This window comes from Variovorax sp. CF313 (assembly GCF_000282635.1).
Taxonomy (GTDB): domain Bacteria; phylum Pseudomonadota; class Gammaproteobacteria; order Burkholderiales; family Burkholderiaceae_C; genus Variovorax.
This window is the reverse complement of record NZ_AKIW01000026.1, coordinates 1-21,620: the sequence shown is the minus strand read 5'-3', so window position 1 is coordinate 21,620 and position 21,620 is coordinate 1. Positions and strand designations below refer to the sequence as shown.

Here is a 21,620-nt window from a genome sequence, read left to right as displayed (position 1 = left end):
CTGCGCTTGCGGGCTCATCGCACCGGGCATCCCACGCGTTTGAGAGCCTCTGTGGCCGCTTCACGCTGCCTGCGGGCGCACCTGTCCCATCATCGCAATCAGCTTCCTTCTGACCATCCACAGGTTCGACAGCGCAAACAGCGTGATCACATGCGCTGTGTTCTTGGTCAGTCCCTTGAACCTCACCTTCGCCAGACCGAACTGCCGCTTGATCACCCGGAACGGGTGCTCGACCTTTGCCCGGATGCTGGCCTTTTGGTATTCCTGCTTGCGCGCTCTGGCCTTGGCTCGGCCCTCCGGCATCTTCGCCATGTCGCTGGGCCTGCCCGCAATATGCCATTGCACGCTGCGCTTGACTCGGCTCTGTGCTCCGCGATAGCCCGAGTCTGCCCACACCGCATCCTCTTTGCCGTGCAGCAGATCGCTCACCTGTTCCACGTCTGCCTCGTTGGCTGCAGTGGTCGTCACCGTGTGCACCAGCCCCGAGTCTGCGTCCACGCCGATGTGAGCCTTCATACCGAAGTGCCACTGGTTGCCCTTCTTCGTCTGGTGCATCTCCGGATCTCGCTCGCCACTTTCGTTCTTGGTCGAACTGGGCGCCGCAATGATGGTTGCGTCCACGATAGAGCCGCGCTTCAAGAGCAGTCCCTTCCTGGCCAGATGGGCGTTGACCTGCTTGAAGATGTCTTCGGCCAGATCGCTGGCTTCCAGCAGGTGGCGGAAGTTCAGAATGGTCGTCTCATCGGGGATAGCCTCCAGACCGAGTCCGGCGAACGTGCGCAGGGAGGCGATCTCATACAAGGCTTCTTCCATCGCCGGGTCGCTCAGGGCGAACCAGTTCTGCATCAGGTGCACGCGCAGCATGGCTTGCAGCGGGTAGGGACGACGGCCTCGGCCTGCCACTGGATAGTGGGGCTCGATGACTTTGAGCAGCGCCTTCCACGGCACCACCAGTTCCATCTCGGCAAGGAAGACTTCGCGCCTTGTCTTCTTCCTCTTGCCAGCTTGCTCGGCATCCGCAAAACTGATCTGGCTCATCGCTCGTGCTCCTTTGCAGGGTTCAGTCCTTCATGCAAGAAACGTGCTCTTGTTCAGACCTTCCCTAGATCTGCGCTGATTCGTGAGCGGCCGATTGTCGGCGGCAAGCCGCAGGGCTCAAAAGTCAACAAGCCAAATTCGACCATCACGGGGGTTCGGGCATTGGACCTGAACTGCCGCCACGCAGCCATGAAATCTTTGCATCGACGAACTGGATCAAGGCCGCCACTTCTGTCGCTCGCTGTGAAAGTCTCTGCCGGTGAGAGATCATTGTCTGCAGCAGCTTTGCTTTCGTTCTATCGCCGCCGCGCCGCTCATCGATCAGCGATTTGATCTCTGCAAGAGAAATGCCCAAAGCCTGGCCTGCCTTGATTGCAGCAGTGAGCCACAGGTCCTTTTCCGAGAACTCCATATAGGGACGAGAGCCACCGGCCGTACCCAATTTCGGATGGAGCAATTTACTCTTTACGTAAAAGCGCACGGTAGCGACCGGAAGTCCTGCCGACTCGGAAAACTCTTTGATCCACATATCCTTGTATCCTCGATTTCGCTTGACTATGAACTTCACTTCATAGTTATAACAAAAGCATGTTCAACAAACGGAGCCTTCTCAGAAGGATCCGACATGTATAGAAATCAGCCTCTTCCCATGCTGCTGCTTCCTGGGCTTATGAATGACCAGAGAGTGTGGGAGACCATTCGACACGCCTTGTCAGCGGATCGCTTTGTTGCCGTTGCCGAGACCCATACTGCAAACAACGTTGCCGCTCTTGCCGTCTCGGCGCTTAGTTTGATGCCATCAGGACCATTTGCCGTGGCAGGGTTCTCATTGGGCGGCTACGTGGCGATGGAGGTGTGCAGGCAGGCGCAACAAAGGATCGCCGGAGTTGCTCTACTCGACACGGGTGCGCGTGCCGATTCTGAAGAGATGAAAGAAAGCCGGCGACGCATGGTCACTGCGCTTGGGTCGGCGACCGCAAGTTTCACTCAGGTGGCCAATGGGTTCGCGGCAAGGATCATCCATCCGTCGCACTCTCAAGACGCGAAGTTGCTGGAGTTGCTCGGCGACATGGCCCGAAACGTCGGAAGTGAAGGGTTCGCACGTCAACAGACAGCGGCCATCAACCGGCCAGACAGCCGGCAGATACTTGGTGAGCTGCGCTGCCCGGCGTTGGTCGTGTGCGGCCGCGAAGATCAGGTGACACCGCCGTCACTCAGCGAAGAGATGTCGAGCCTTCTTTCTGGCGATGTCGAACTCGTCATCATTTCTGAGTGCGGGCACATGTCGACGCTGGAACAGCCAGCGGCAGTTCTCGAAGCATTTAACCGGTGGGCCGCCCGGGTTGATGCGGCTAGGTTCTGATCCTGCTTCAGCAGCGTTAGCATGGCCAATCCCGGGGTCAACCATTGGCTGAGGTCGTGTGGAAACGGATCCGACACCGCAGGCGTGCTGCACGGCGCCACCGCGACCACAACGGCGTTCACATGCTCTTAGTGTTTGCCAGATGGCCGCATCGCGGGAATCAGTCCGCGTCGATCAATGTGACGTCACCCATGTCTGCTCTCCCGGCAAGGGCTGCATCGCGAAGCTCGACTTCAGGCGAAGAATCTCATTGCCCGGACTGAGTCCGAAGAAGTGCTTGAACTCACGACTGAACTGCGACGCGCTTTCATATCCCACCTCGATGCTCGCTGCGGAAGCCGTCTTCTCGTTTCGCAGCATCAACAGGCGCACTTGATGGAGGCGTACCGACTTGAGGTACTGCATCGGAGAACTCTGGGGACGCTACGAAAGTGGGTCTGAAACGTGGGGATGCTCATGCCCGCCTCGTGGGCCAGACGGTCGACGGTGAGGCGTTCGCCAAACGTGGTGTGGACACGCCGTACATCGTCGGATCTCGCCCACTCCTCGGCAAATCGCTCTTTGCTTCGGATGGATCGCGCGTCTTGAGAGATCTCTTGTATTCGTGGCCGAGGACACGCCGCAACTCATTTGGCACCTTGCGGCGCAACTGATAGATCCCAGCCGGGGGGCTTGAACGGCTGGGCCATGAACGAGCGTCGGCGAACAGTTGATGCGCTGCCGATTCTATGAAGCGAAGATGCCACGGTGTACCTGCTTGGCGTACCAAATCAAGCGGACAGCGAGGCGCCACAAACTGAAAAGCCCCTGATTCCGTTAAGAATCAAGGGCTTAGAAGAGTGGTGGCCTGGGGCGGAATCGAACCACCGACACGCGGATTTTCAATCCGCTGCTCTACCAACTGAGCTACCGGGCCATTGCATTTGAGTGCAGCCCTAAATTATACAGCGCTTCTGCGCCCTCTTGAAAGATCCACACCAAGTTGTTTGAGCTTTCGATAGAGATGGGTGCGTTCGAGGCCGGTTTTCTCGGCGACGCGGGTCATCGAACCATTCTCCATCGCGAGGTGGAACTCGAAGTACGCCTTCTCGAAACCGTCGCGCGCGTCGCGCAGCGGGCGGTCGAGATCGAAGCTCTGCGTCGACTGCGGGCCGGCGTCGGCCACCGGCACGGAAGCCAGCGAGGCCATCAGCAGGCTGTCGCCCGTCGTCGTGATGGCGGCTGCCTGGCTGCCGGCGACGGGCGCGGGCACCACGCCTGCAGCGGCGCGGCGCGCGCTCTCGCGCGCCAGGCCCTGCTCCACCGCCTTGAGCAGCTTCTGCATGGTGATGGGCTTCTCGAGGAAGGCGAACGCGCCGATGCGCGTGGCGTCGACCGCGGTGTCGATGGTGGCGTGGCCGCTCATCATGATGACGGGCATGCTCAGCAGGCCGGCGGTGGACCACTCCTTGAGCAAGGTGACGCCGTCGGTGTCGGGCATCCAGATGTCGAGCAGAACGAGGTCGGGCCGCGCGCGCTGGCGCGCAGCGCGCGCCTCGGCGGCGTTTTCCGCGAGCTCCACGTTGTGGCCTTCGTCATTGAGAATTTCAAAGAGCAGGTCCCGGATGCCCAGCTCGTCATCGACCACGAGAATGTTTGCCATGAGTGCTGCTTGTTGTTTGCGCTGGTGTCTGCAATGTGTGTAGGGTCCGCGGGCCCATCCGTCGCCTGTGCGACGGATATTCGTGCGGCTCAGGCGGCGGAAGACTTTGAATCTTCGGTGTGAGCGGCCGCTGCCCGCGGCCCGCTTGCCAGCGCGAATGATAGCGAGACTTGCGCCCCTGCTACAGCCCCGTCGACGACACGGTTGGAAAGCTCGATGCGCGCGCCATGCTCGTCGGCGATTTTCTTGACGACCGCAAGGCCCAAACCGGTACCTTTTGTTTTCGTGGTGACGTAGGGTTCGAACGCGCGCTTCAGGATGTTCTCGGCAAAACCAGGGCCGCTGTCCTGCACGGTCAGGCGCACGCGCTGCCCCGAATCTCCGAGCCGCGTGCGCACGACGACCTCGCCCGCCCTGCCGGTCCCGCTGGCGGCAGCCTCGGCGGCGTCCTGCGCGTTCTGCAACAGGTTGTGTATCACTTGGCGGATCTGCTGCGCATCGCCGCGAATGGGCGGGCAGCGCTCGTCGAGTTCGGAGCGCAGCGTGATCGGCAGGTTCTCCGCGCTGTAGAGCTGGAGCACGTCAACCAGCAGGGCGTTGAGATCCACCGGCTTGAGGTCGGCGGCGGGCAGTCGCGCGTAGTCGCGGAATTCGTTCACCAGCCGCTTCATCGCATCGACCTGGTCGACGATGGTCTTCACCGACTTCACGAGCACGGCCTGTTCGGGCGGCTGGACCTTGCCCGACAGTTTCATCTCCAGCCGCTCGGCCGAGAGCTGGATCGGCGTGAGGGGGTTCTTGATTTCATGTGCCAGCCGGCGCGCAACCTCGCCCCAGGCCTGCGCGCGCTGGGCCGAGACGATCTCGGAGATGTCGTCGAACACCAGCAGCCGTGCGGCGCCGGGCAGTTCCGCGCCGCGCGCGACGATGTTGATGGCGCCGTCCTGCTGCGGCAGGTCGGTGCCGGAAGCGTGCAGTTCGAAGGCGTGTTGCCAGTGGTCGAGGCCGTGCTGCACGCGCTCGACGAGAAAGTCCTCGAATTGCTGCTGCACCTTGGTGCCGAAGTCGGCCAGGCCCGGCACGTCGACGAGTGCCCGACCTTCGTAGGCCGCGAGCGGCGCGCGCAGCACACGGGTCGCGCCCGGGTTCGTCGAGAGCACGGTGCCCTTGGCGTCGAGCACGATCACGCCGGAGGTCAGGTTGTCGAGAATGGTCTGCAGGTTGGCGCGCGCGGCATCGAGCTCGCCCACGGTCTTCTCGACGGCGCCGCGGGCATCGGCCAGCTGCTGGGTCATGACGGCGAACGAGCGCGTGAGGCCGCCCAGTTCGTCCTTGCCCTGAAGCACCGCGGTGGGCCGCAGGTCGCCGGCGGCCACCTGGCGCACACCGTCGGCCAGCACGAGCAGCGGCCGCGCGAGCTGATTGCCGAACAGCACGGCCAGCAGCACCGCACCGAACACGGCGAGAAACAGGCTCAGCGTGAGCGTGCCGATATACATGCGGCGCAGGCCCTCGCGAGCGAGCGCCCGCTCCTGGTATTCGCGGTTGGCCTCCTGCACGGCCAGCGCGTTGGCGACCACGGCCGGCGGCAGCGGCCGCGTGACTTGCAGATACCGGGGCGCGGTGTCGAAGTCGAAGCCCGGCCTCTGCACCATGGCGAGCGCGCGCACGCTCGCCACCGGCGGGGTCGCGCCCGGTAGGGCGGTTTCGTCCAGACCCTCGACGTGCGCGACGGCGCGCTCCGGGCGGACCTGACGGAACTGCTGGGGGGTCGGACGCTCGGGGCTGAGCTGGAAACGGGAGCTGCCGGCGCTGGCCACCAGTTGCCCGGAACCGGTCCAGAGGATCACGTCGGTGGCCTCGAGCTGGTCGCGGATGCGTTCGAGCACCAGGCCCGCGCTCGTGTCGGGCACCTGCGCCAGCTGTGCGCTGGCGCCGCGCGTCTTGGCGGCGAGATCGTCTGACAGCGAATCGAGCGTGGCGCGCCCGAGGTTCAGGCCGGCATCGAGCGCACCTTCGACCTTGACGTCGAACCAGCTCTCGATCGAGCGCGCAACGAACTGATAGGACACCACGTAGACCAGCGCCCCGGGCACCACGCCCACCAGCGCGAAGATGGCAGCCAGCTTGATGAGCAGCCGGCTGCCGAACTTGCCTTGCCGCAGCCGCCGCAGCAAACGGAAGGCGACCCAGCCGATCACCAGCACCAGCAGCACCGCCACCACGACGTTGATGCCGAACAGGCGCACGTAGTAGCGCTCGTACAGCGCGCGGTTGTTGGTGGCCTGCGCCAGCAGGAACATCAGCACCAGGCCGATGGCCGTGACCAGCGCGGCACCGACGCCAATAGCCCAGCGCGTGGCCCGCGCGCGGCGCGCGGCCGGCGTGGCCGCTGCGCCGCTGCGCCCGGAAATGCTCACTTCTGCTTCTCCATTGCGAGCCGGGCCGTGCGCTCGGTGGCGATGTTCCAGTCGGCCTGCCCGACCACGCCGATCTGGAACGGGCGCGGCAGCTGCGAGGTGTCGAGCCGGAAGCGGAAGGTGACCTGGTGCAGCGGATCGTCGCCGACCTCCGACACGTCGGCCAACCGCAGGCGGCCGACGCGCTTGATGGCGTCGAGCGCATCGGCCAGCGTGTCGAAGTTCTGGTTCAGCGAGATGCCCAGGCCGGCCGCGCCCGTCATCGGCGCTGCCGATACGTTGAGCCGCCAGCGGCGCGTGAGGGGCTGGTAGGCCAGCCGCATGTGGCGCGTGACCTGGGCGACTTTTCGGTCGGTCCAGTACCAGCGCTCCTGGTAGAGCTCGGCCTCGGCCACGAAATAGATGGCGATGCCCTTGTCGAGCACCTCCTCCACCAGCGAGGGCAGTTCGAACTGCACCGCAGCACTGAAATAAACGCCGTCGTCGGCCTGTTCGAGGCGCATCTGCGTGATCGACGCGCCGGTGCGGGCCTGGGCGGCCGCCGGAGCCGGCAGCCAGGCCATGCACATCGCCCAGGCCCAGAACAGGATGGGCAGCCAGACCGGCCAGCGCCGCTCAGTGCGGGCGCTTTTCAAGCAGGGCGTAGAAGAAACCGTCGTGGTCACCAGAGGGATTGTCCGGGACGCCGCGGGCATTCGACCCGCTTTGGGGCAGCAAATGGCCTGGCGATGGCAGCAATCGGGCGTCGGTGTTGTGTACAAGAAACGCATCAATTTGTTGCGAACCCTCTTCGCGAAACACGGAGCAGGTGCAGTAAAGGAGCCGGCCGCCGCGCCGCACCAGCGGCCAGAGCGCGGCCAGCAGCGCGGCCTGCTGGGCGGCGAGCTGGGCGGTGTCGCTCTCGCGGCGCAGCCAGCGAACGTCGGGATGGCGCCGCACGATGCCCGAGGCGGTGCATGGCGCATCGAGCAGGATGGCGTCGAAAGGCGTGCCGTCCCACCACTGCGCCGGGCGCCCCGCGTCGGCCACGAGCACCTTGGCGCTCAGTCCGAGGCGGGCGAGGGTTTCGTCGATGCGGCGGCTGCGGGCGGCATCGACTTCGAGCGCGGTCACGTCGATGGCGCCGGGAGTCGCCATTTCGAGCAGGTGCGCGGTCTTGCCGCCGGGAGCCGCGCAGGCATCGAGCACCCGCAGCGGCACTGCGGCACCGGGCTTCGCCGGCAACAGGCCTTCGAGCAGCAGCGGCGCGGCCATCTGCGCAGCGGCATCCTGCACCGAGCAGGCACCGTCGGCAAAGCCGGGCAGTTGCTGCACGGGGCGTGCACGCGTCAGTTGCAGGCCGCTGGGACCCACGCGCGTCGCGCCGAGACCGGCGGCCTCCAGCTCCACAAGATAGGAAGCCGCGGTCGACTTCTGAACATTGACCCGCAGCGTCATCGGCGCCTGCGCGTTGTCTGCGCCCAGCACCCGTTGCCACTCGCGCGGATGGTCGCGCTTGAGGCGCTCGATCCACCAGCGAGGGTGGTTCCATTGCGCGACCGGCTCGGAGTCGGTGGCGCCCACCAGTTCGTCGCGCTCGCGCAGGAAGCGCCGCAGGCAGGCGTTGATGAAGCTGGCCTGCGCCCGCGTCGCGGGGTTGCGCTTGGCGGCCTCGACGGCCTGGTCGACCAGCGTGAACGGTTCGTAGGGCGCGCGCTCGGCGTCCCAGGCCAGCGCCAGCGCGGTGCACAGCAATGCATCGGGCAGGGGCGGCGGCGTGCGCTTGGCCAGGTGGCGGCGCAGCGCCTCGGCGCGGCCGAGCCATCGCAGCACCTGGAAGCCGAGCGCCTGCACGCCGGGCCGCAGCACGGGCTCGACGGCTTCGAACGCGACGGAGCCCGAGGTGCCGGCGCGGATCGACGCCAGCGCCACTGCGGTCAGTTGCAGCTGGCGCCAGAGCGGGGGCTGCAATGACGGCGTGCCGCTGCTGCTCGAGGAAGGATCGGAAGGTAGTTCTGACAAGTTGGGACGATGGTAACGGGCGCCCGGAAAGCCGGGCGCCACGCAATGAAAAGATGGAAAAGAATCGCGCCGGGTTCGTTCAGAGCAACGGCGCAGCCGGACGCAGACGCACGGCCCATGCCACCAGCAGTGCCGGGAATTGCGCGATCGCGGCGTTGTAGTGCCCCACCGCCTGATTGAACTGGCCCCGAGCGATCTCCGCCGCGGCCGAAGGCTCGGGCCACGCGATCGGCTCGCTGGCGCTGGGCGACATGGCCTCGGCCCCAGGCTGCAGTTGCGCCGGCCGCGACAGCGTGCCGTCGGCATCGAACACCGTCACCTCGTCCGGGTGCTGGCGGCGCCATGCATTGGCCCACACCTGGAGCGCAGTGGCCAGCGCGGCCATGCCGCCGCCGTCCAACGGGTGCAGCCGGGTCGCACCGAGCAAGGTCGCGAGTTGGGTCGTCGCGGCCTGCAATGGCGCGATGGACGACAGCGACTCCCCCGTTGGCGCTGCTTCTGGCGCTGGCGCGGCGGTGATGCTGGCCTGCACGAAATCCAGCTGCTTGCCCAGGGCCGCGTCGAGCAGGCCGTAGGCCTGCAGCACAGCCGCGCGCAAACGCACCAGCCGGTTGTAGGCACCGACAAACCAGAACAACAGGATCGCAATGACGATCCAGCTGGCCAGCGATTCGGGCAACACGCTCATCGACGACAACGCCTCATGGAAAACACAAAGAAAAACGCCCCCCAACCGGGGGCGGTCGGGGGGCGTGTGTACCGGTCATGGCCGGTGATGCTACCCAGTTATTCGGTCGCAGCGCCTTCGCTGGCGTCCGCCGTACTGGTCGTCGCATCGCTGTCGGCGGAGCCTGCCAGTTCGGCAGCTTCCGATTCGGCGATGGCGCGGCGCTCGGCTTCGTCCATGGCGTCCTTGACCTTGCGGGCCTGGTGGTACGCCATGCCGGTGCCTGCGGGAATCAGGCGGCCGACGATGACGTTTTCCTTCAGGCCGCGCAGCTCGTCGCGCTTGCCCATGATCGCGGCTTCGGTCAGCACGCGCGTCGTTTCCTGGAACGACGCGGCCGAGATGAACGAGTCGGTCGACAGCGATGCCTTCGTGATACCGAGCAGCAGGTTGGTGAACGTCGCGGGGATCTTGCCTTCGGCGCGCAGGGCGTCGTTGGTGTTGAGCATTTCGCTGCGTTCGACCTGTTCGCCGGAGATGTAGCCGGTCTCGCCGATGTTGTCGACCACGACGCGGCGCAGCATCTGGCGAACGATCACCTCGATGTGCTTGTCGTTGATCTTCACACCCTGCAAACGGTACACGTCCTGCACTTCGTCCACGATGTAGCGCGCGAGTTCTTCCGAACCCAGCAGGCGCAGGATGTCCTGCGGGTCCGCCGGGCCGTCGACCACGCTTTCGCCCTTGTTCACCACCTGGCCTTCGTGCACCAGGATGTTCTTTTCCTTCGGCACGAGGTCTTCCCAGACCGTGCCTTCCGGATCGGTGATCTGCAGGCGGATCTTGCCCTTGGTTTCCTTGCCGAACGACACGGTACCGGTCATTTCGGCCAGCATTCCCTTGTCCTTAGGCGAACGGGCTTCGAACAGCTCGGCGACGCGCGGCAGACCGCCGGTGATGTCGCGGGTCTTCTGGCCTTCGACCGGAATACGCGCCAGCACCTCGCCGGGGCCCACGTCCTGGCCGTCGCGGATCTGCACCAGCGCGCCGATCGGGAAGCCGATCGTCACCGAGTGATCGGTGCCGGGGATCTTCACTTCCTGGCCTTGCGCATCGATCAGCTTCACCTGCGGGCGAACGACCTTGGCAGCGCCGCGGCGCTTCGGATCGATCACGACCAGGGTCGACAGACCGGTCACTTCGTCCACCTGCTTCGCAACCGTGAGGCCTTCCTCGACGTTTTCGAACTGCGTCTTGCCGGCGAATTCCGTGATGATCGGGCGGGTCAGCGGGTCCCAGTTGGCGAGCACGTGGCCGGCCTTGATCTGCTGGTCGGCCTTGACCGTCAGCGTGGCGCCGTACGGCACCTTGTGACGTTCGCGCTCACGGCCGTGCTCGTCATGGATGACGATCTCGCCCGAACGCGAAATCACGACCAGCTCGCCCTTGCTGTTGGTCACGTAGCGCATCGTGGCATTGAAGCCGATCGAGCCGTTCGACTTGGCTTCCACGCTCGAAGCGATGGCAGCGCGCGAAGCGGCGCCACCGATGTGGAAGGTACGCATCGTCAGCTGCGTGCCGGGTTCGCCGATGGACTGGGCAGCGATCACACCGACGGCTTCGCCGATGTTGATCAGGCCGCCGCGGCCCAGGTCGCGTCCGTAGCAGGTCGCGCAGATGCCGAAGCGGGTTTCGCAGGTCAGCGCGGTGCGGACCTTGACTTCGTCGACGCCCTGGGCTTCCAGGACTTCGATGTTGTCTTCGTCGAACATCTCGCCGGCCTTGAGCAGCACCGAACGGTTTTCCGGGTGCAGCACGTCGTCCGCAGCCGAGCGGCCGAGGATACGGTCGCGCAGCGATTCGATCACTTCACCGCCTTCGACGATCGCGCGCATCAGGTAGCCGCCGTGCGTGCCGCAGTCCTGTTCGGTGACCACCAGATCCTGCGTCACGTCGACCAGACGACGGGTCAGGTAACCCGAGTTCGCCGTCTTCAGCGCCGTGTCGGCCAGACCCTTACGGGCACCGTGGGTGGAGATGAAGTACTCCAGCACGTTCAGGCCTTCGCGGAAGTTCGCGGTAATGGGCGTCTCGATGATCGAGCCGTCCGGCTTGGCCATCAGGCCCCGCATACCGGCCACCTGGCGAATCTGCGCTGCGGAACCGCGGGCGCCCGAGTCGGCCATCATGTAGATGGAGTTGAACGACTCCTGCTCGACTTCCTTGCCGTGGCGGTCGATGACCTTCTGCTTCGAGAGCTTGGCCATCATGACCTTCGACACTTCGTCGCCGGCCTTGCCCCAGATGTCCACCACCTTGTTGTAGCGCTCGCCGGAGGTCACGAGACCGGAGACGTACTGCTGTTCGATCTCCTTCACTTCCTTGGCCGAGCGTTCGATGATGCCGTGCTTTTCAGCGGGCACCAGCATGTCGTCGATCGCGATCGAGATGCCGGCCTTGGTCGCCAGGCGGAAGCCGTTCTGCAGCAGCTTGTCGGCGAACACGACGGTCTCTTTCAGGCCGCACTTGCGGAACGAGACGTTGATGAGCTTGGAGATTTCCTTCTTCTTCAGCGCCTTGTTGATGTTCGAGAACGGCAGGCCCTTCGGCAGGATCTCGGACAGCAGTGCGCGGCCCACGGTGGTGTCCACGAGCGAGGTCGACGGCGTGAAGACGCCGGTTTCCTTGTCCTTGGTGTACTCCGTGATGCGCACCGCCACCTTGGCGGTGAGTTCGACTTCGTTGGCGTCGAGCGCGCGCTGCACTTCACCGATGTCGGAGAAGATCAGGCCCTCGCCCTTGCCGTTGATGCGGTCGCGGGTCGTGTAGTACAGACCCAGCACCACGTCCTGCGAAGGAACGATCGACGGTTCGCCCGAAGCCGGGAACAGCACGTTGTTGGAGGCCAGCATCAGCGTGCGGGCTTCCATCTGCGCTTCCACCGACAGCGGCACGTGGACAGCCATCTGGTCGCCGTCGAAGTCGGCGTTGAAGGCCGCGCAAACGAGCGGGTGCAGCTGGATGGCCTTGCCTTCGATCAGGATCGGCTCGAAGGCCTGGATGCCCAGGCGGTGCAGCGTCGGAGCGCGGTTCAGCATGACCGGGTGCTCCTTGATGACCTCTTCCAGGATGTCCCAGACCACCGGCGTGCCCGATTCGACTTCCTTCTTGGCAGCCTTGATCGTCGTCGCGATGCCCATGGCCTCGAGGCGCGAGAAGATGAAGGGCTTGAACAGCTCGAGCGCCATCAGCTTCGGCAGGCCGCACTGGTGCAGCTTGAGCGTCGGGCCCACCACGATGACCGAACGGCCCGAGTAGTCGACGCGCTTGCCCAGCAGATTCTGGCGGAAGCGGCCGCTCTTGCCCTTGATCATGTCGGCCAGCGACTTCAGCGCGCGCTTGTTGGCGCCCGTCATGGCCTTGCCGCGGCGGCCGTTGTCGAGCAGCGAGTCGACAGCTTCCTGCAGCATCCGCTTTTCGTTGCGCGCGATGATTTCCGGAGCCTTCAGCTCCAGCAGGCGGCGCAGGCGCGAATTGCGGTTGATGACGCGGCGGTACAGGTCGTTCAGGTCGGAGGTCGCGAAGCGGCCGCCGTCCAGCGGCACCAGCGGACGCAGGTCCGGCGGCAGCACGGGCAGCACGTCGAGCACCATCCACTCGGGCTTGATGCCCGACTTGCGGAAGGCTTCCAGCACCTTCAGGCGCTTGGAGTTCTTCTTGACCTTGACTTCGGAGCCGGTCAGGTCGCCGCGCAGGCGTTCGATCTCGCTGTCGAGTTCGATGCCTTCGAGCAGGTCCTTGATGCCTTCGGCGCCCATCTTGGCGACGAATTCGTCACCGTATTCCTTGCGCTTCGCGTCGTAGTCGTCCTCGGACATGATGCCGAACTTCTTCAGCGGGGTCATGCCGGGGTCGGTGATCACGTAGGCTTCGAAGTACAGCACGCGTTCGATGTCGCGCAGCGTCATGTCGAGCACGAGGCCCAGGCGCGACGGCAGCGACTTCAGGAACCAGATGTGGGCACAGGGCGCGGCCAGGTCGATGTGACCCATGCGCTCGCGGCGCACCTTGGTCTGCGTGACTTCGACGCCGCACTTCTCGCAGATCACGCCGCGGTGCTTCAGGCGCTTGTACTTGCCGCACAGGCACTCGTAGTCCTTGATGGGGCCGAAGATCTTGGCGCAGAACAGGCCGTCGCGCTCGGGCTTGAACGTGCGGTAGTTGATCGTCTCGGGCTTCTTCACTTCGCCGAAAGACCACGAGCGGATCTTCTCGGGCGAAGCCATGCCGATCTTGATGGCATCGAAATGCTCATCGGGCGTGAATTGCTTGAACAGGTCGAGTAGCGATTTCATAAGACTCTTTCCCTTTTCAACTTAAGAACGCTCGAGCTCGATGTCGAGCCCCAGCGAACGGATTTCCTTGACCAGCACGTTGAACGATTCCGGCATGCCGGCTTCGATCGAGTGCTCGCCCTTGACGATGCTTTCGTACACCTTGGTACGGCCTTGCACGTCGTCGGACTTCACGGTCAGCATTTCCTGCAGGACGTAGGCGGCGCCGTAAGCTTCCAGCGCCCACACTTCCATTTCCCCGAAACGCTGGCCGCCGAACTGCGCCTTGCCGCCCAGCGGTTGCTGCGTGACGAGCGAGTACGGGCCGGTCGAACGGGCGTGCATCTTGTCGTCCACCAGGTGGTGCAGCTTCAGGAAGTGCATGTAGCCGACGGTGACGGGGCGCTCGAACTGGTCGCCGGTGCGGCCGTCGAACAGGTAGGCCTGCGTGCGCGTATCGGTCAGGCCCTTGAGCTTGGCGATGTCATCCGGGTAGGCGAGCTTCAGCATGCCGCGGATTTCTTCTTCCGAAGCACCGTCGAACACAGGCGTCGCGAAGGTCGCGCCGTTCTGCAGGTTCGCTGCCATTTCGAGCAGTTCGGTGTCGTTCAGCGAGCTGATGTTTTCCTGGCGGCCCGAGCCGTTGTACAGCTGCTCCATGAACTTGCGCAGCTCGGCCACCTTGGCCTCCTGCTGCAGCAGGTCACCGATGCGCTGGCCAATGCCCTTGCCGGCCCAGCCCAGGTGCACTTCCAACACCTGGCCCACGTTCATCCGCGAAGGCACGCCCAGCGGGTTCAGGCAGATGTCGCACGGCGTGCCGTCGGCCATGTGGGGCATGTCTTCGACCGGAACGATCTTCGACACCACACCCTTGTTGCCGTGGCGGCCGGCCATCTTGTCGCCGGGTTGCAGGCGGCGCTTGACGGCCAGGTAGACCTTGACCATCTTGAGCACGCCCGCGGGCAGCTCGTCGCCCTGCGTGAGCTTCTTGCGCTTTTCTTCGAACGCGAGGTCGAAGCTGTGGCGCGTCTGCTCCAGCGAGTTCTTGATCGACTCGAGCTGCGTGGCCACTTCGTCTTCCGCCGGGCGGATGTCGAACCAGTGGAACTTCTCGACCGACGACAGGTAGGCCTTGTCGAGCTTGGTGCCCTTGGCCAGCTTGTTCGGGCCGCCGTTGGCGACCTTGCCGGTCAGCAGCTTCTCGATACGGTCGAACGCGTCGGCTTCGACGATGCGAAGCTGGTCGTTCAGGTCGAGGCGGAAGCGCTTGAGTTCATCGTCGATGATCTGCTGGGCGCGCTTGTCGCGCGTGATGCCTTCGCGGGTGAAGACCTGCACATCGATCACGGTGCCTTGCGAGCCCTGGTCCACACGCAGCGAGGTGTCCTTCACGTCGGAAGCCTTCTCGCCGAAGATGGCGCGCAGCAGCTTCTCTTCAGGCGTCAGCGTGGTCTCGCCCTTCGGCGTGACCTTGCCCACCAGCGTGTCGCCCGGCTGCACTTCGGCGCCGACATAGATGATGCCGGATTCGTCGAGGCGGTTGAGCTGCTGCTCGGCCAGGTTCGGGATGTCGCGCGTGATTTCTTCAGCGCCCAGCTTCGTGTCGCGAGCCATCACCACCAGTTCCTCGATGTGGATCGAGGTATAGCGATCTTCGGCAACGACGCGTTCCGAGATCAGGATCGAGTCTTCGAAGTTGTAGCCGTTCCAGGGCATGAACGCGATCAGCATGTTCTGGCCGAGGGCCAGTTCGCCGAGGTCGGTCGATGCGCCGTCGGCCACCACGTCGCCCTTGGCGATCTTGTCGCCGCGCTTGACGATCGGACGCTGGTGGATGTTGGTGTTCTGGTTCGAACGCTGATACTTGATCAGGTTGTAGATGTCCACACCGACTTCACCGGCAGCCGCTTCGGCGTCGTTCACGCGCACCACGACACGGGTCGCATCGACGTAGTCGACGATACCGCCACGGGTGGCCGTGACCACGGTGCCCGAGTCGACCGCGGAGACGCGCTCGATACCGGTACCGACCATCGGCTTCTCGGGACGCAGCACGGGCACGGCCTGACGCTGCATGTTGGCGCCCATCAACGCGCGGTTCGCGTCGTCGTGCTCCAGGAACGGCACGAGCGATGCGGCCACCGACACGATCTGCGCGGGCGACACGTCCATGTACTGGATGCGCTCGGCACCGACCAGGATCGATTCGCCGGCTTCACGCGCAGAGACCAGGTCGCCGGTCAGCACGCCGTCCTTGTCCAGGGCCGCATTGGCCTGGGCGATGACGTACTTGCCTTCCTCGATGGCCGACAGGTAGTCGATCTCGTGGGTGACCTTGCTGTCCACCACGCGGCGGTACGGCGTCTCGATGAAGCCGTATTCGTTCAGGCGGGCGTACAGGGCCAGCGAGTTGATCAGGCCGATGTTCGGGCCTTCAGGCGTTTCGATCGGGCACACGCGGCCGTAATGGGTCACGTGCACGTCGCGCACTTCGAAGCCTGCACGTTCACGCGTCAGACCGCCCGGGCCAAGGGCCGACACGCGGCGCTTGTGGGTGATTTCGGACAGCGGGTTCGTCTGGTCCATGAACTGCGACAGCTGCGACGCACCGAAGAATTCCTTCAGCGCGGCCGAGATCGGCTTGCTGTTGATCAGGTCGTGCGGCATCAGCGGCTCTTGTTCCGCTTGACCCAGACGTTCCTTCACGGCCTTTTCGATACGTGCCAGGCCGGTGCGGTACTGGTTCTCGGCCAGTTCGCCGACGCAACGCACGCGGCGGTTGCCCAGGTGGTCGATGTCGTCGACTTCGCCGTTGCCGTTGCGCAGGTCGACGAGGATCTTGACCACGGCCAGGATGTCTTCGTTGGTCAGCACCATCGGGCCGGTCGACTCGTCGCGGCCGACCTTGGCGTTGAACTTCATGCGGCCGACGCGCGACAGGTCGTACGTGTCCGGGTTGTAGAACAGGCGCTGGAACAGCGCTTGCACGGCGTCTTCCGTCGGCGGCTCGCCGGGGCGCATCATGCGGTAGATGGCCACGCGGGCGGCGAATTCGTCCACCGTTTCGTCGATGCGCAGCGTCTGCGAGATGTACGCGCCCTGGTCCAGTTCGTTCGTGTAGATGACCTGGATGTCCTGCACGCCAGCCGTACGCAGCTTCTTCAGCAGCGCTTCGGTCAGCTCGTCGTTGGCCTTGGCCAGGATTTCGCCGGAGTCGGCGTCGACGATGTTGCGGGCGATCACGCGGCCGACCAGGAAGTCTTCCGGCACGCTGATGTGCGTGGTGCCGCCCTGCTCGAGCTCACGCGTGTGGCGCGCGGTGACGCGCTTGTCCTTGGCGACCACGACCTTGCCCGACTTGTCGGTGATGTCGAAGCGCGCGACTTCGCCGCGCAGGCGCTCGGAGACGAACTCCATCTGCGCGCCGCTGTCCATCAGGCGGAAGTTGTCGTTCACGAAGAAGTTCGCGAGGATCGATTCCGGGTTCAGGCCGATGGCCTTCAGCAGGATCGTGACCGGCATCTTGCGGCGACGGTCCACGCGGAAGTACAGCATGTCCTTCGGGTCGAACTCGAAGTCGAGCCACGAACCGCGGTAAGGAATCACGCGGGCCGAGAACAGCAGCTTGCCCGAGCTGTGCGTCTTGCCCTTGTCGTGTTCGAAGAACACGCCCGGCGAACGGTGCAGCTGCGAGACGATCACGCGCTCGGTGCCGTTGATGATGAACGAACCCTTGTCGGTCATGAGCGGCACTTCGCCCATGTAGACCTCTTGCTCCTTCACTTCCTTGACCACCTTCGACTGCGACGTCGACGACTCGCGGTCATAGATGATGAGCTGGACCTTGGCTCGCACGGCCGAGGCGAAGGTCAGACCACGGGTCTGGCATTCACGCACGTCGAACGCCGGCTTCGCCAGGTTGTACTCGAGGAACTTCATCTCGACGAAACCGTTGTGCGAGACGATCGGGAAGGCGGCGTCGAACGCGGCCTGCAGGCCTTCGACGGTGCGTTGTTTCGGGGGAATGCCGGCTTGCAGGAACGCGGTGTACGCGTCTTTCTGCATCTGCAGCAGGTAGGGGATTTCGACGACGCTGTCGCGATTGCCGAAACTTTTTCGGATGCGCTTGCGTTCGGTGTAACTGTACGCGGACGATTGGGCCATGAGAGCTCCGGTGCTTGAGATCTTCAGCGACTTGTCAGCAGTGCCGAGGCACCACTGCTTGGCGGCTGGCCACTACCAGCCGTTGGCGGACAGCGATGCGTTGCACATCGCCCGAACCAAGGGATCTTCTGCAGTCGGGGTCAGAAGACACTCGAAAATCCGCTTGATTTTGACTTTCCCTTCGACCTGAAGATCTCCGGGGAAGCCGGCAATCAAGCCGACTTTCGGGTGCGCTCTGAAAGCGGCAAAGGCTGGAGGGCCTTTTCAAGCACCTCCAGCCCTCTAGGGGGTCTGAATTACTTCAGTTCCACCTTGGCGCCGGCTTCTTCCAGCTTCTTCTTGGCAGCGTCAGCGTCAGCCTTCGACAGGCCTTCCTTGACAGCCTTGGGAGCGGCTTCCACCAGGTCCTTGGCTTCCTTGAGGCCCAGGCCGGTGATTTCGCGCACGGCCTTGATGACCGACACCTTGTTCGCGCCGACATCGGCCAGCACGACATTGAATTCGGTCTTCTCTTCGACCACAGCGGCGGCAGCGCCACCACCGGCGGCCGGAGCCGACATTGCAGCGGCGCTCACGCCGAACTTCTCTTCGATGGCTTTCACCAGGTCGTTGAGTTCCAGGACCGTCATCGCGTCGAGTGCGGTCAGAAATGCGTCTTTATCGAATGCCATTTTTGTTTCCTAACAATTGGGTTGAATGTTTCAAACGCGAGGCTCAAGCGGCCTGCGCTTCTGCCGGTGCATCGGCAACGGGTGCAGCTTCGCCACCACCGCGCTTCTCGGCCAGCGCCGCGAGCACGCGGGCGGTACGAGAGATCGGGGATTGCATCAAGCCCAGCAATTGCGCCAGCAGCACTTCCTTCGAAGGGATGTTGGCCAGTTGCTTCACGCCGTTCACGTCCAGGGCCTTGCCGCCAAACGCGCCACCGCGAATCACCAACTTGTCGTTGGTCTTCGCGAAGTCGGCCACCACCTTGGCGGCAGCCACTGCGTCTTCGGAAAAGCCGTAGATCAGCGGACCGGTCATCTGGTCGCCAACAATCTCAAACGCGCTACCGGCGACAGCACGGCGTGCCAGGGTGTTCTTCAGAACACTCAGGGTCACACCCTTGCTGCGCGCCTCGATGCGCAGTTTGGTCATATCGGCCACCGTGATGCCACGGTATTCCGCCATCACGAGCGTTTGAGCTTTTGCGGCGAGGCTGGTCACATCACTGATGACCGCTTCTTTCTCACTGCGATTCAGACTCAAGGTCTACTCCTTTTAATGCGATCTTCGGCCGGGGCCTGGGATCGCGCTTCATGCAGCGACCAACAACTGTTTCGGAACAAAAATCAAATTCCTTGCAGCGGGATCGCCATCTGCGCTGGATACCGGAAGGATCGATCCGGCGATTAAGTGCAGCGCCCTGCACACCAGCGGTCTTGGATGGCCCGCAGCAACCTGAGCTGCCGCGACCCACCACATTCGCCCCGCCCCTTCACGTTAGATCAGGAGCAAGGCAAATCTCTTTAGCTCGCCGAGATGGTTTGCGTGTCCACGCGGACACCCAGACCCATGGTCGACGACACAGCCACCTTGCGCAGGTACACGCCCTTGCTGGTCGCGGGCTTTGCCTTGACCAGAGCGTCGATCAGCGCGGCGAGGTTGCCCTGCAGCTTGTCGTTGTCGAACGAGCGGCGGCCGATCGTGCCGTGCACGATGCCGGCCTTGTCGACGCGGAACTGGACCTGGCCAGCCTTGGCGTTCTTGACAGCGGTCGCAACGTCGGGCGTCACGGTGCCAACCTTCGGGTTGGGCATCAGGCCGCGCGGGCCGAGGATCTGGCCGAGCGTACCGACGACGCGCATCGCGTCAGGGGCAGCGATCACGACGTCGAAAGGCATGTCGCCAGCCTTGACCATGGCAGCGAGGTCGTCCATGCCGACGATGTCGGCGCCGGCGGCCTTGGCTTCTTCAGCCTTGGCGCCTTGGGCGAACACGGCGACGCGCTTGGTCTTGCCGGTGCCGTTGGGCAGCACGACGGCGCCACGCACGACCTGGTCCGACTTCTTCGCGTCGATGCCGAGCTGCACAGCCACGTCGATCGATTCGTCGAACTTGGCGGTGGCGGCGTCCTTGACGATGACGATCGCGTCAGCCAGCGGGTACAGCTTGTTGCTGTCGACCTTGCCTGCGAGCGACTTCTGCTTCTTGGTGATCTTGGACATTTACACGCCCTCCACATTCACGCCCATCGAGCGGGCCGAGCCGGCGATGGTGCGAACTGCTGCGTCGAGGTCGGCGGCAGTCAGGTCCTTCATCTTGGCCTTGGCAATTTCTTCGAGCTGTGCGCGAGTGATCTTGCCGACCTTGTCGGTGTGCGGACGGGCCGAGCCCTTTTCCAGCTTGATGGCCTTCTTGATCAAGGTGATCGCCGGGGGCGTCTTGATGATGAAGGTGAAGCTCTTGTCAGCGAACGCGGTGATGACCACCGGCAGCGGCAGACCCGGCTCGACGCCTTGGGTTTGCGCATTGAACGCCTTGCAGAACTCCATGATGTTCAGACCGCGCTGACCGAGTGCGGGACCGATCGGCGGGGACGGGTTGGCCTTACCAGCTGGCACTTGCAGCTTGATGAAGCCGACGATTTTTTTCGCCATGCTTTTTGCTCCTTGCGGGTGATATCGCCTTGGCTTGCGGCCAGGGCTCCCCGGGGTTGAACGACTCTTCGATCAAGGCCGCGCGCCGAGTCGGACAACGCGCAGCCGGGAATGCTTCAGGCCTTGCGGCCTGTGGCTCAGGTCTTTTCGACCTGGCTGAATTCGAGCTCCACAGGCGTCGCGCGGCCGAAAATCATGACCGACACGCTGACCTTGCTCTTCTCGTAGTTGACTTCTTCGACCGTGCCGTTGAAGTCGGTGAACGGGCCTTCCTTGACGCGCACGAATTCGCCGACGGTGAACTCGACCTTGTGGCGCGGCTTCTCGGTGCCCTGCTGCATCTGGCTGACGATGTCCTCGACCTCTTTCTGCGAGATCGGGGCCGGACGGTTCTTGGCGCCACCCACGAAACCCGTCACCTTGTTGGTGTGCTTCACCAGGTGCCAGCTCTCGTCGTCCATGATCATTTCGACCAGGACGTAGCCAGGAAAGAAGCGGCGCTCGGTGGTGCGCTTCTGGCCGTTCTTGATCTCGACCACTTCCTCGGTCGGAACCAGGATGCGGCCGAACTTGTCCTGCATGCCGGCGCGGTTGATGCGCTCGGTGATGTTGCGCTCGACGGCCTTTTCCATGCCCGAATAGGCATGCACCACATACCAACGCAGATCGGGGTTGGCGGCGGGAGCCAGAATCGGAGTGTTTTCCTCTTCAGGCGTGGTTTCAACTACGTCGTCGGTCATTGCTTACTTTCTCCAGCCCAGAATGAGGTCGAAAAACACCCATTCGAGCGTCTTGTCGGTGAGCCAGAGGAAGACGGACATGATCGCCACAAAGGCGAACACATAAGCCGTCATCTGCATTGCTTCCTTGCGGGTCGGCCACACGACCTTCTTGACCTCGCGCCACGAGTCGCGGCCAAAAGCCCACAACTGACGGCCATTCTCCGAACTGCCAAAGGCACCCACCGCAGCGGCCAGGCCGACCAGCAGCGCAGCCCATTGCACCAGCGAGCCCTGACGCGACAGCAGATAGAACGCCACGATGGCGCCCACTGCCAGCACAACAGCCGCGGCCAACTTGGCCTTGTCTGCGCCGGTGCTCACGGTTTCGATTTGAGAAGTGGCCATGGTTGGCTGATTTCCTGCGCCTTTCGGCCTTCTATTCAATGCGCCTCTTGAGACGCCGAAGCCCATCGGGTCACGATGGGCTTTTTCGGGGTGCCACCTAGGTGGCAGGGGCAGTAGGAATCGAACCTACAACCTTCGGTTTTGGAGACCGACGCTCTGCCAATTGAGCTATACCCCTCCGGTACTCTTTTCGCTCGGCTTAGATGTCGAGGATCTTCG

The 21,620-nt window shown here is 63.8% G+C and carries 18 protein-coding genes and 2 tRNA genes; 1 reads left to right on the top strand and 19 read right to left on the bottom strand.

Features of this window, described 5'->3' with window-relative positions:
* Positions 1-60 precede the first annotated feature (60 nt).
* The gene (locus PMI12_RS08540) at positions 61-1,038 is read right to left on the bottom strand and encodes an IS5 family transposase (RefSeq protein WP_007831079.1); all 978 of its coding nucleotides are present in this window, start codon (positions 1,036-1,038) and stop codon (positions 61-63) included.
* Positions 1,039-1,183: 145 nt separating this feature from the next.
* Positions 1,184-1,567, bottom strand: coding sequence for a helix-turn-helix domain-containing protein (locus PMI12_RS28060; protein WP_081502630.1), 384 nt, complete (start codon positions 1,565-1,567; stop codon positions 1,184-1,186).
* Between the two features lie 120 nt (positions 1,568-1,687).
* Here PMI12_RS28060 and PMI12_RS08535 point away from each other — a divergent pair, with 120 nt between their 5' ends.
* Positions 1,688-2,401: an alpha/beta fold hydrolase gene (locus tag PMI12_RS08535; protein ID WP_049965543.1), complete on the top strand. Its 714-nt coding sequence runs from the start codon at positions 1,688-1,690 to the stop codon at positions 2,399-2,401.
* A 174-nt stretch (positions 2,402-2,575) separates the two neighbouring features.
* Here PMI12_RS08535 and PMI12_RS27810 read toward each other — a convergent pair whose 3' ends face one another.
* From PMI12_RS27810 to PMI12_RS08455, 17 genes are all read right to left on the bottom strand, one after another.
* Entirely contained in the window at positions 2,576-2,806 is a 231-nt protein-coding gene (locus PMI12_RS27810; protein ID WP_007831070.1) for a helix-turn-helix domain-containing protein, read from the bottom strand.
* 49 nt (positions 2,807-2,855) lie between these two features.
* A complete protein-coding gene (locus PMI12_RS29660) occupies positions 2,856-3,194 on the bottom strand; it encodes a DUF6538 domain-containing protein (protein WP_443259949.1) in 339 nt (112 codons plus the stop codon).
* Positions 3,195-3,241: 47 nt separating this feature from the next.
* Positions 3,242-3,317, bottom strand: a tRNA-Phe gene (locus PMI12_RS08525).
* Positions 3,318-3,341: 24 nt separating this feature from the next.
* Positions 3,342-4,043, bottom strand: a complete 702-nt coding sequence (locus PMI12_RS08520; protein WP_007831069.1) for a response regulator — start codon at positions 4,041-4,043, stop codon at positions 3,342-3,344.
* 89 nt (positions 4,044-4,132) lie between these two features.
* The gene (locus tag PMI12_RS08515; protein ID WP_007831067.1) at positions 4,133-6,463 is read right to left on the bottom strand and encodes a sensor histidine kinase; all 2,331 of its coding nucleotides are present in this window, start codon (positions 6,461-6,463) and stop codon (positions 4,133-4,135) included.
* Positions 6,460-7,026: a DUF4390 domain-containing protein gene (locus PMI12_RS08510; protein ID WP_007831065.1), complete on the bottom strand. Its 567-nt coding sequence runs from the start codon at positions 7,024-7,026 to the stop codon at positions 6,460-6,462. Before PMI12_RS08510 ends, PMI12_RS08515 begins: the two co-directional genes overlap by 4 nt.
* Positions 7,027-7,078: 52 nt before the next feature.
* Positions 7,079-8,413, bottom strand: a complete 1,335-nt coding sequence (gene rsmB / locus PMI12_RS08505) for a 16S rRNA (cytosine(967)-C(5))-methyltransferase RsmB (RefSeq protein ID WP_007831064.1) — start codon at positions 8,411-8,413, stop codon at positions 7,079-7,081.
* Positions 8,414-8,543: 130 nt separating this feature from the next.
* Complete coding sequence (locus PMI12_RS08500; RefSeq protein WP_007831063.1) at positions 8,544-9,152, bottom strand: hypothetical protein; 609 nt, start codon at positions 9,150-9,152, stop codon at positions 8,544-8,546.
* A 98-nt stretch (positions 9,153-9,250) separates the two neighbouring features.
* Positions 9,251-13,486: a DNA-directed RNA polymerase subunit beta' gene (rpoC, locus tag PMI12_RS08495; protein WP_007831062.1), complete on the bottom strand. Its 4,236-nt coding sequence runs from the start codon at positions 13,484-13,486 to the stop codon at positions 9,251-9,253.
* 21 nt (positions 13,487-13,507) lie between these two features.
* A complete protein-coding gene (gene rpoB, locus PMI12_RS08490) occupies positions 13,508-17,632 on the bottom strand; it encodes a DNA-directed RNA polymerase subunit beta (RefSeq protein WP_007831061.1) in 4,125 nt (1,374 codons plus the stop codon).
* Between the two features lie 296 nt (positions 17,633-17,928).
* Complete coding sequence (gene rplL / locus PMI12_RS08485) at positions 17,929-18,303, bottom strand: 50S ribosomal protein L7/L12 (RefSeq protein WP_007831060.1); 375 nt, start codon at positions 18,301-18,303, stop codon at positions 17,929-17,931.
* A gap of 43 nt (positions 18,304-18,346) precedes the next feature.
* On the bottom strand, positions 18,347-18,883 hold the full coding sequence (gene rplJ / locus PMI12_RS08480) for a 50S ribosomal protein L10 (protein WP_007831059.1): 537 nt from the start codon (positions 18,881-18,883) through the stop codon (positions 18,347-18,349).
* A gap of 260 nt (positions 18,884-19,143) precedes the next feature.
* Positions 19,144-19,842, bottom strand: coding sequence for a 50S ribosomal protein L1 (gene rplA / locus PMI12_RS08475; RefSeq protein ID WP_007831052.1), 699 nt, complete (start codon positions 19,840-19,842; stop codon positions 19,144-19,146).
* Positions 19,843-20,274, bottom strand: a complete 432-nt coding sequence (rplK, locus tag PMI12_RS08470) for a 50S ribosomal protein L11 (RefSeq protein ID WP_007831051.1) — start codon at positions 20,272-20,274, stop codon at positions 19,843-19,845.
* A gap of 137 nt (positions 20,275-20,411) precedes the next feature.
* Complete coding sequence (gene nusG / locus PMI12_RS08465) at positions 20,412-21,014, bottom strand: transcription termination/antitermination protein NusG (RefSeq protein WP_007831050.1); 603 nt, start codon at positions 21,012-21,014, stop codon at positions 20,412-20,414.
* A 3-nt stretch (positions 21,015-21,017) separates the two neighbouring features.
* A complete protein-coding gene (secE, locus tag PMI12_RS08460) occupies positions 21,018-21,401 on the bottom strand; it encodes a preprotein translocase subunit SecE (RefSeq protein ID WP_007831049.1) in 384 nt (127 codons plus the stop codon).
* Positions 21,402-21,503: 102 nt separating this feature from the next.
* Positions 21,504-21,579, bottom strand: a tRNA-Trp gene (locus PMI12_RS08455).
* Positions 21,580-21,620: the final 41 nt, after the last annotated feature.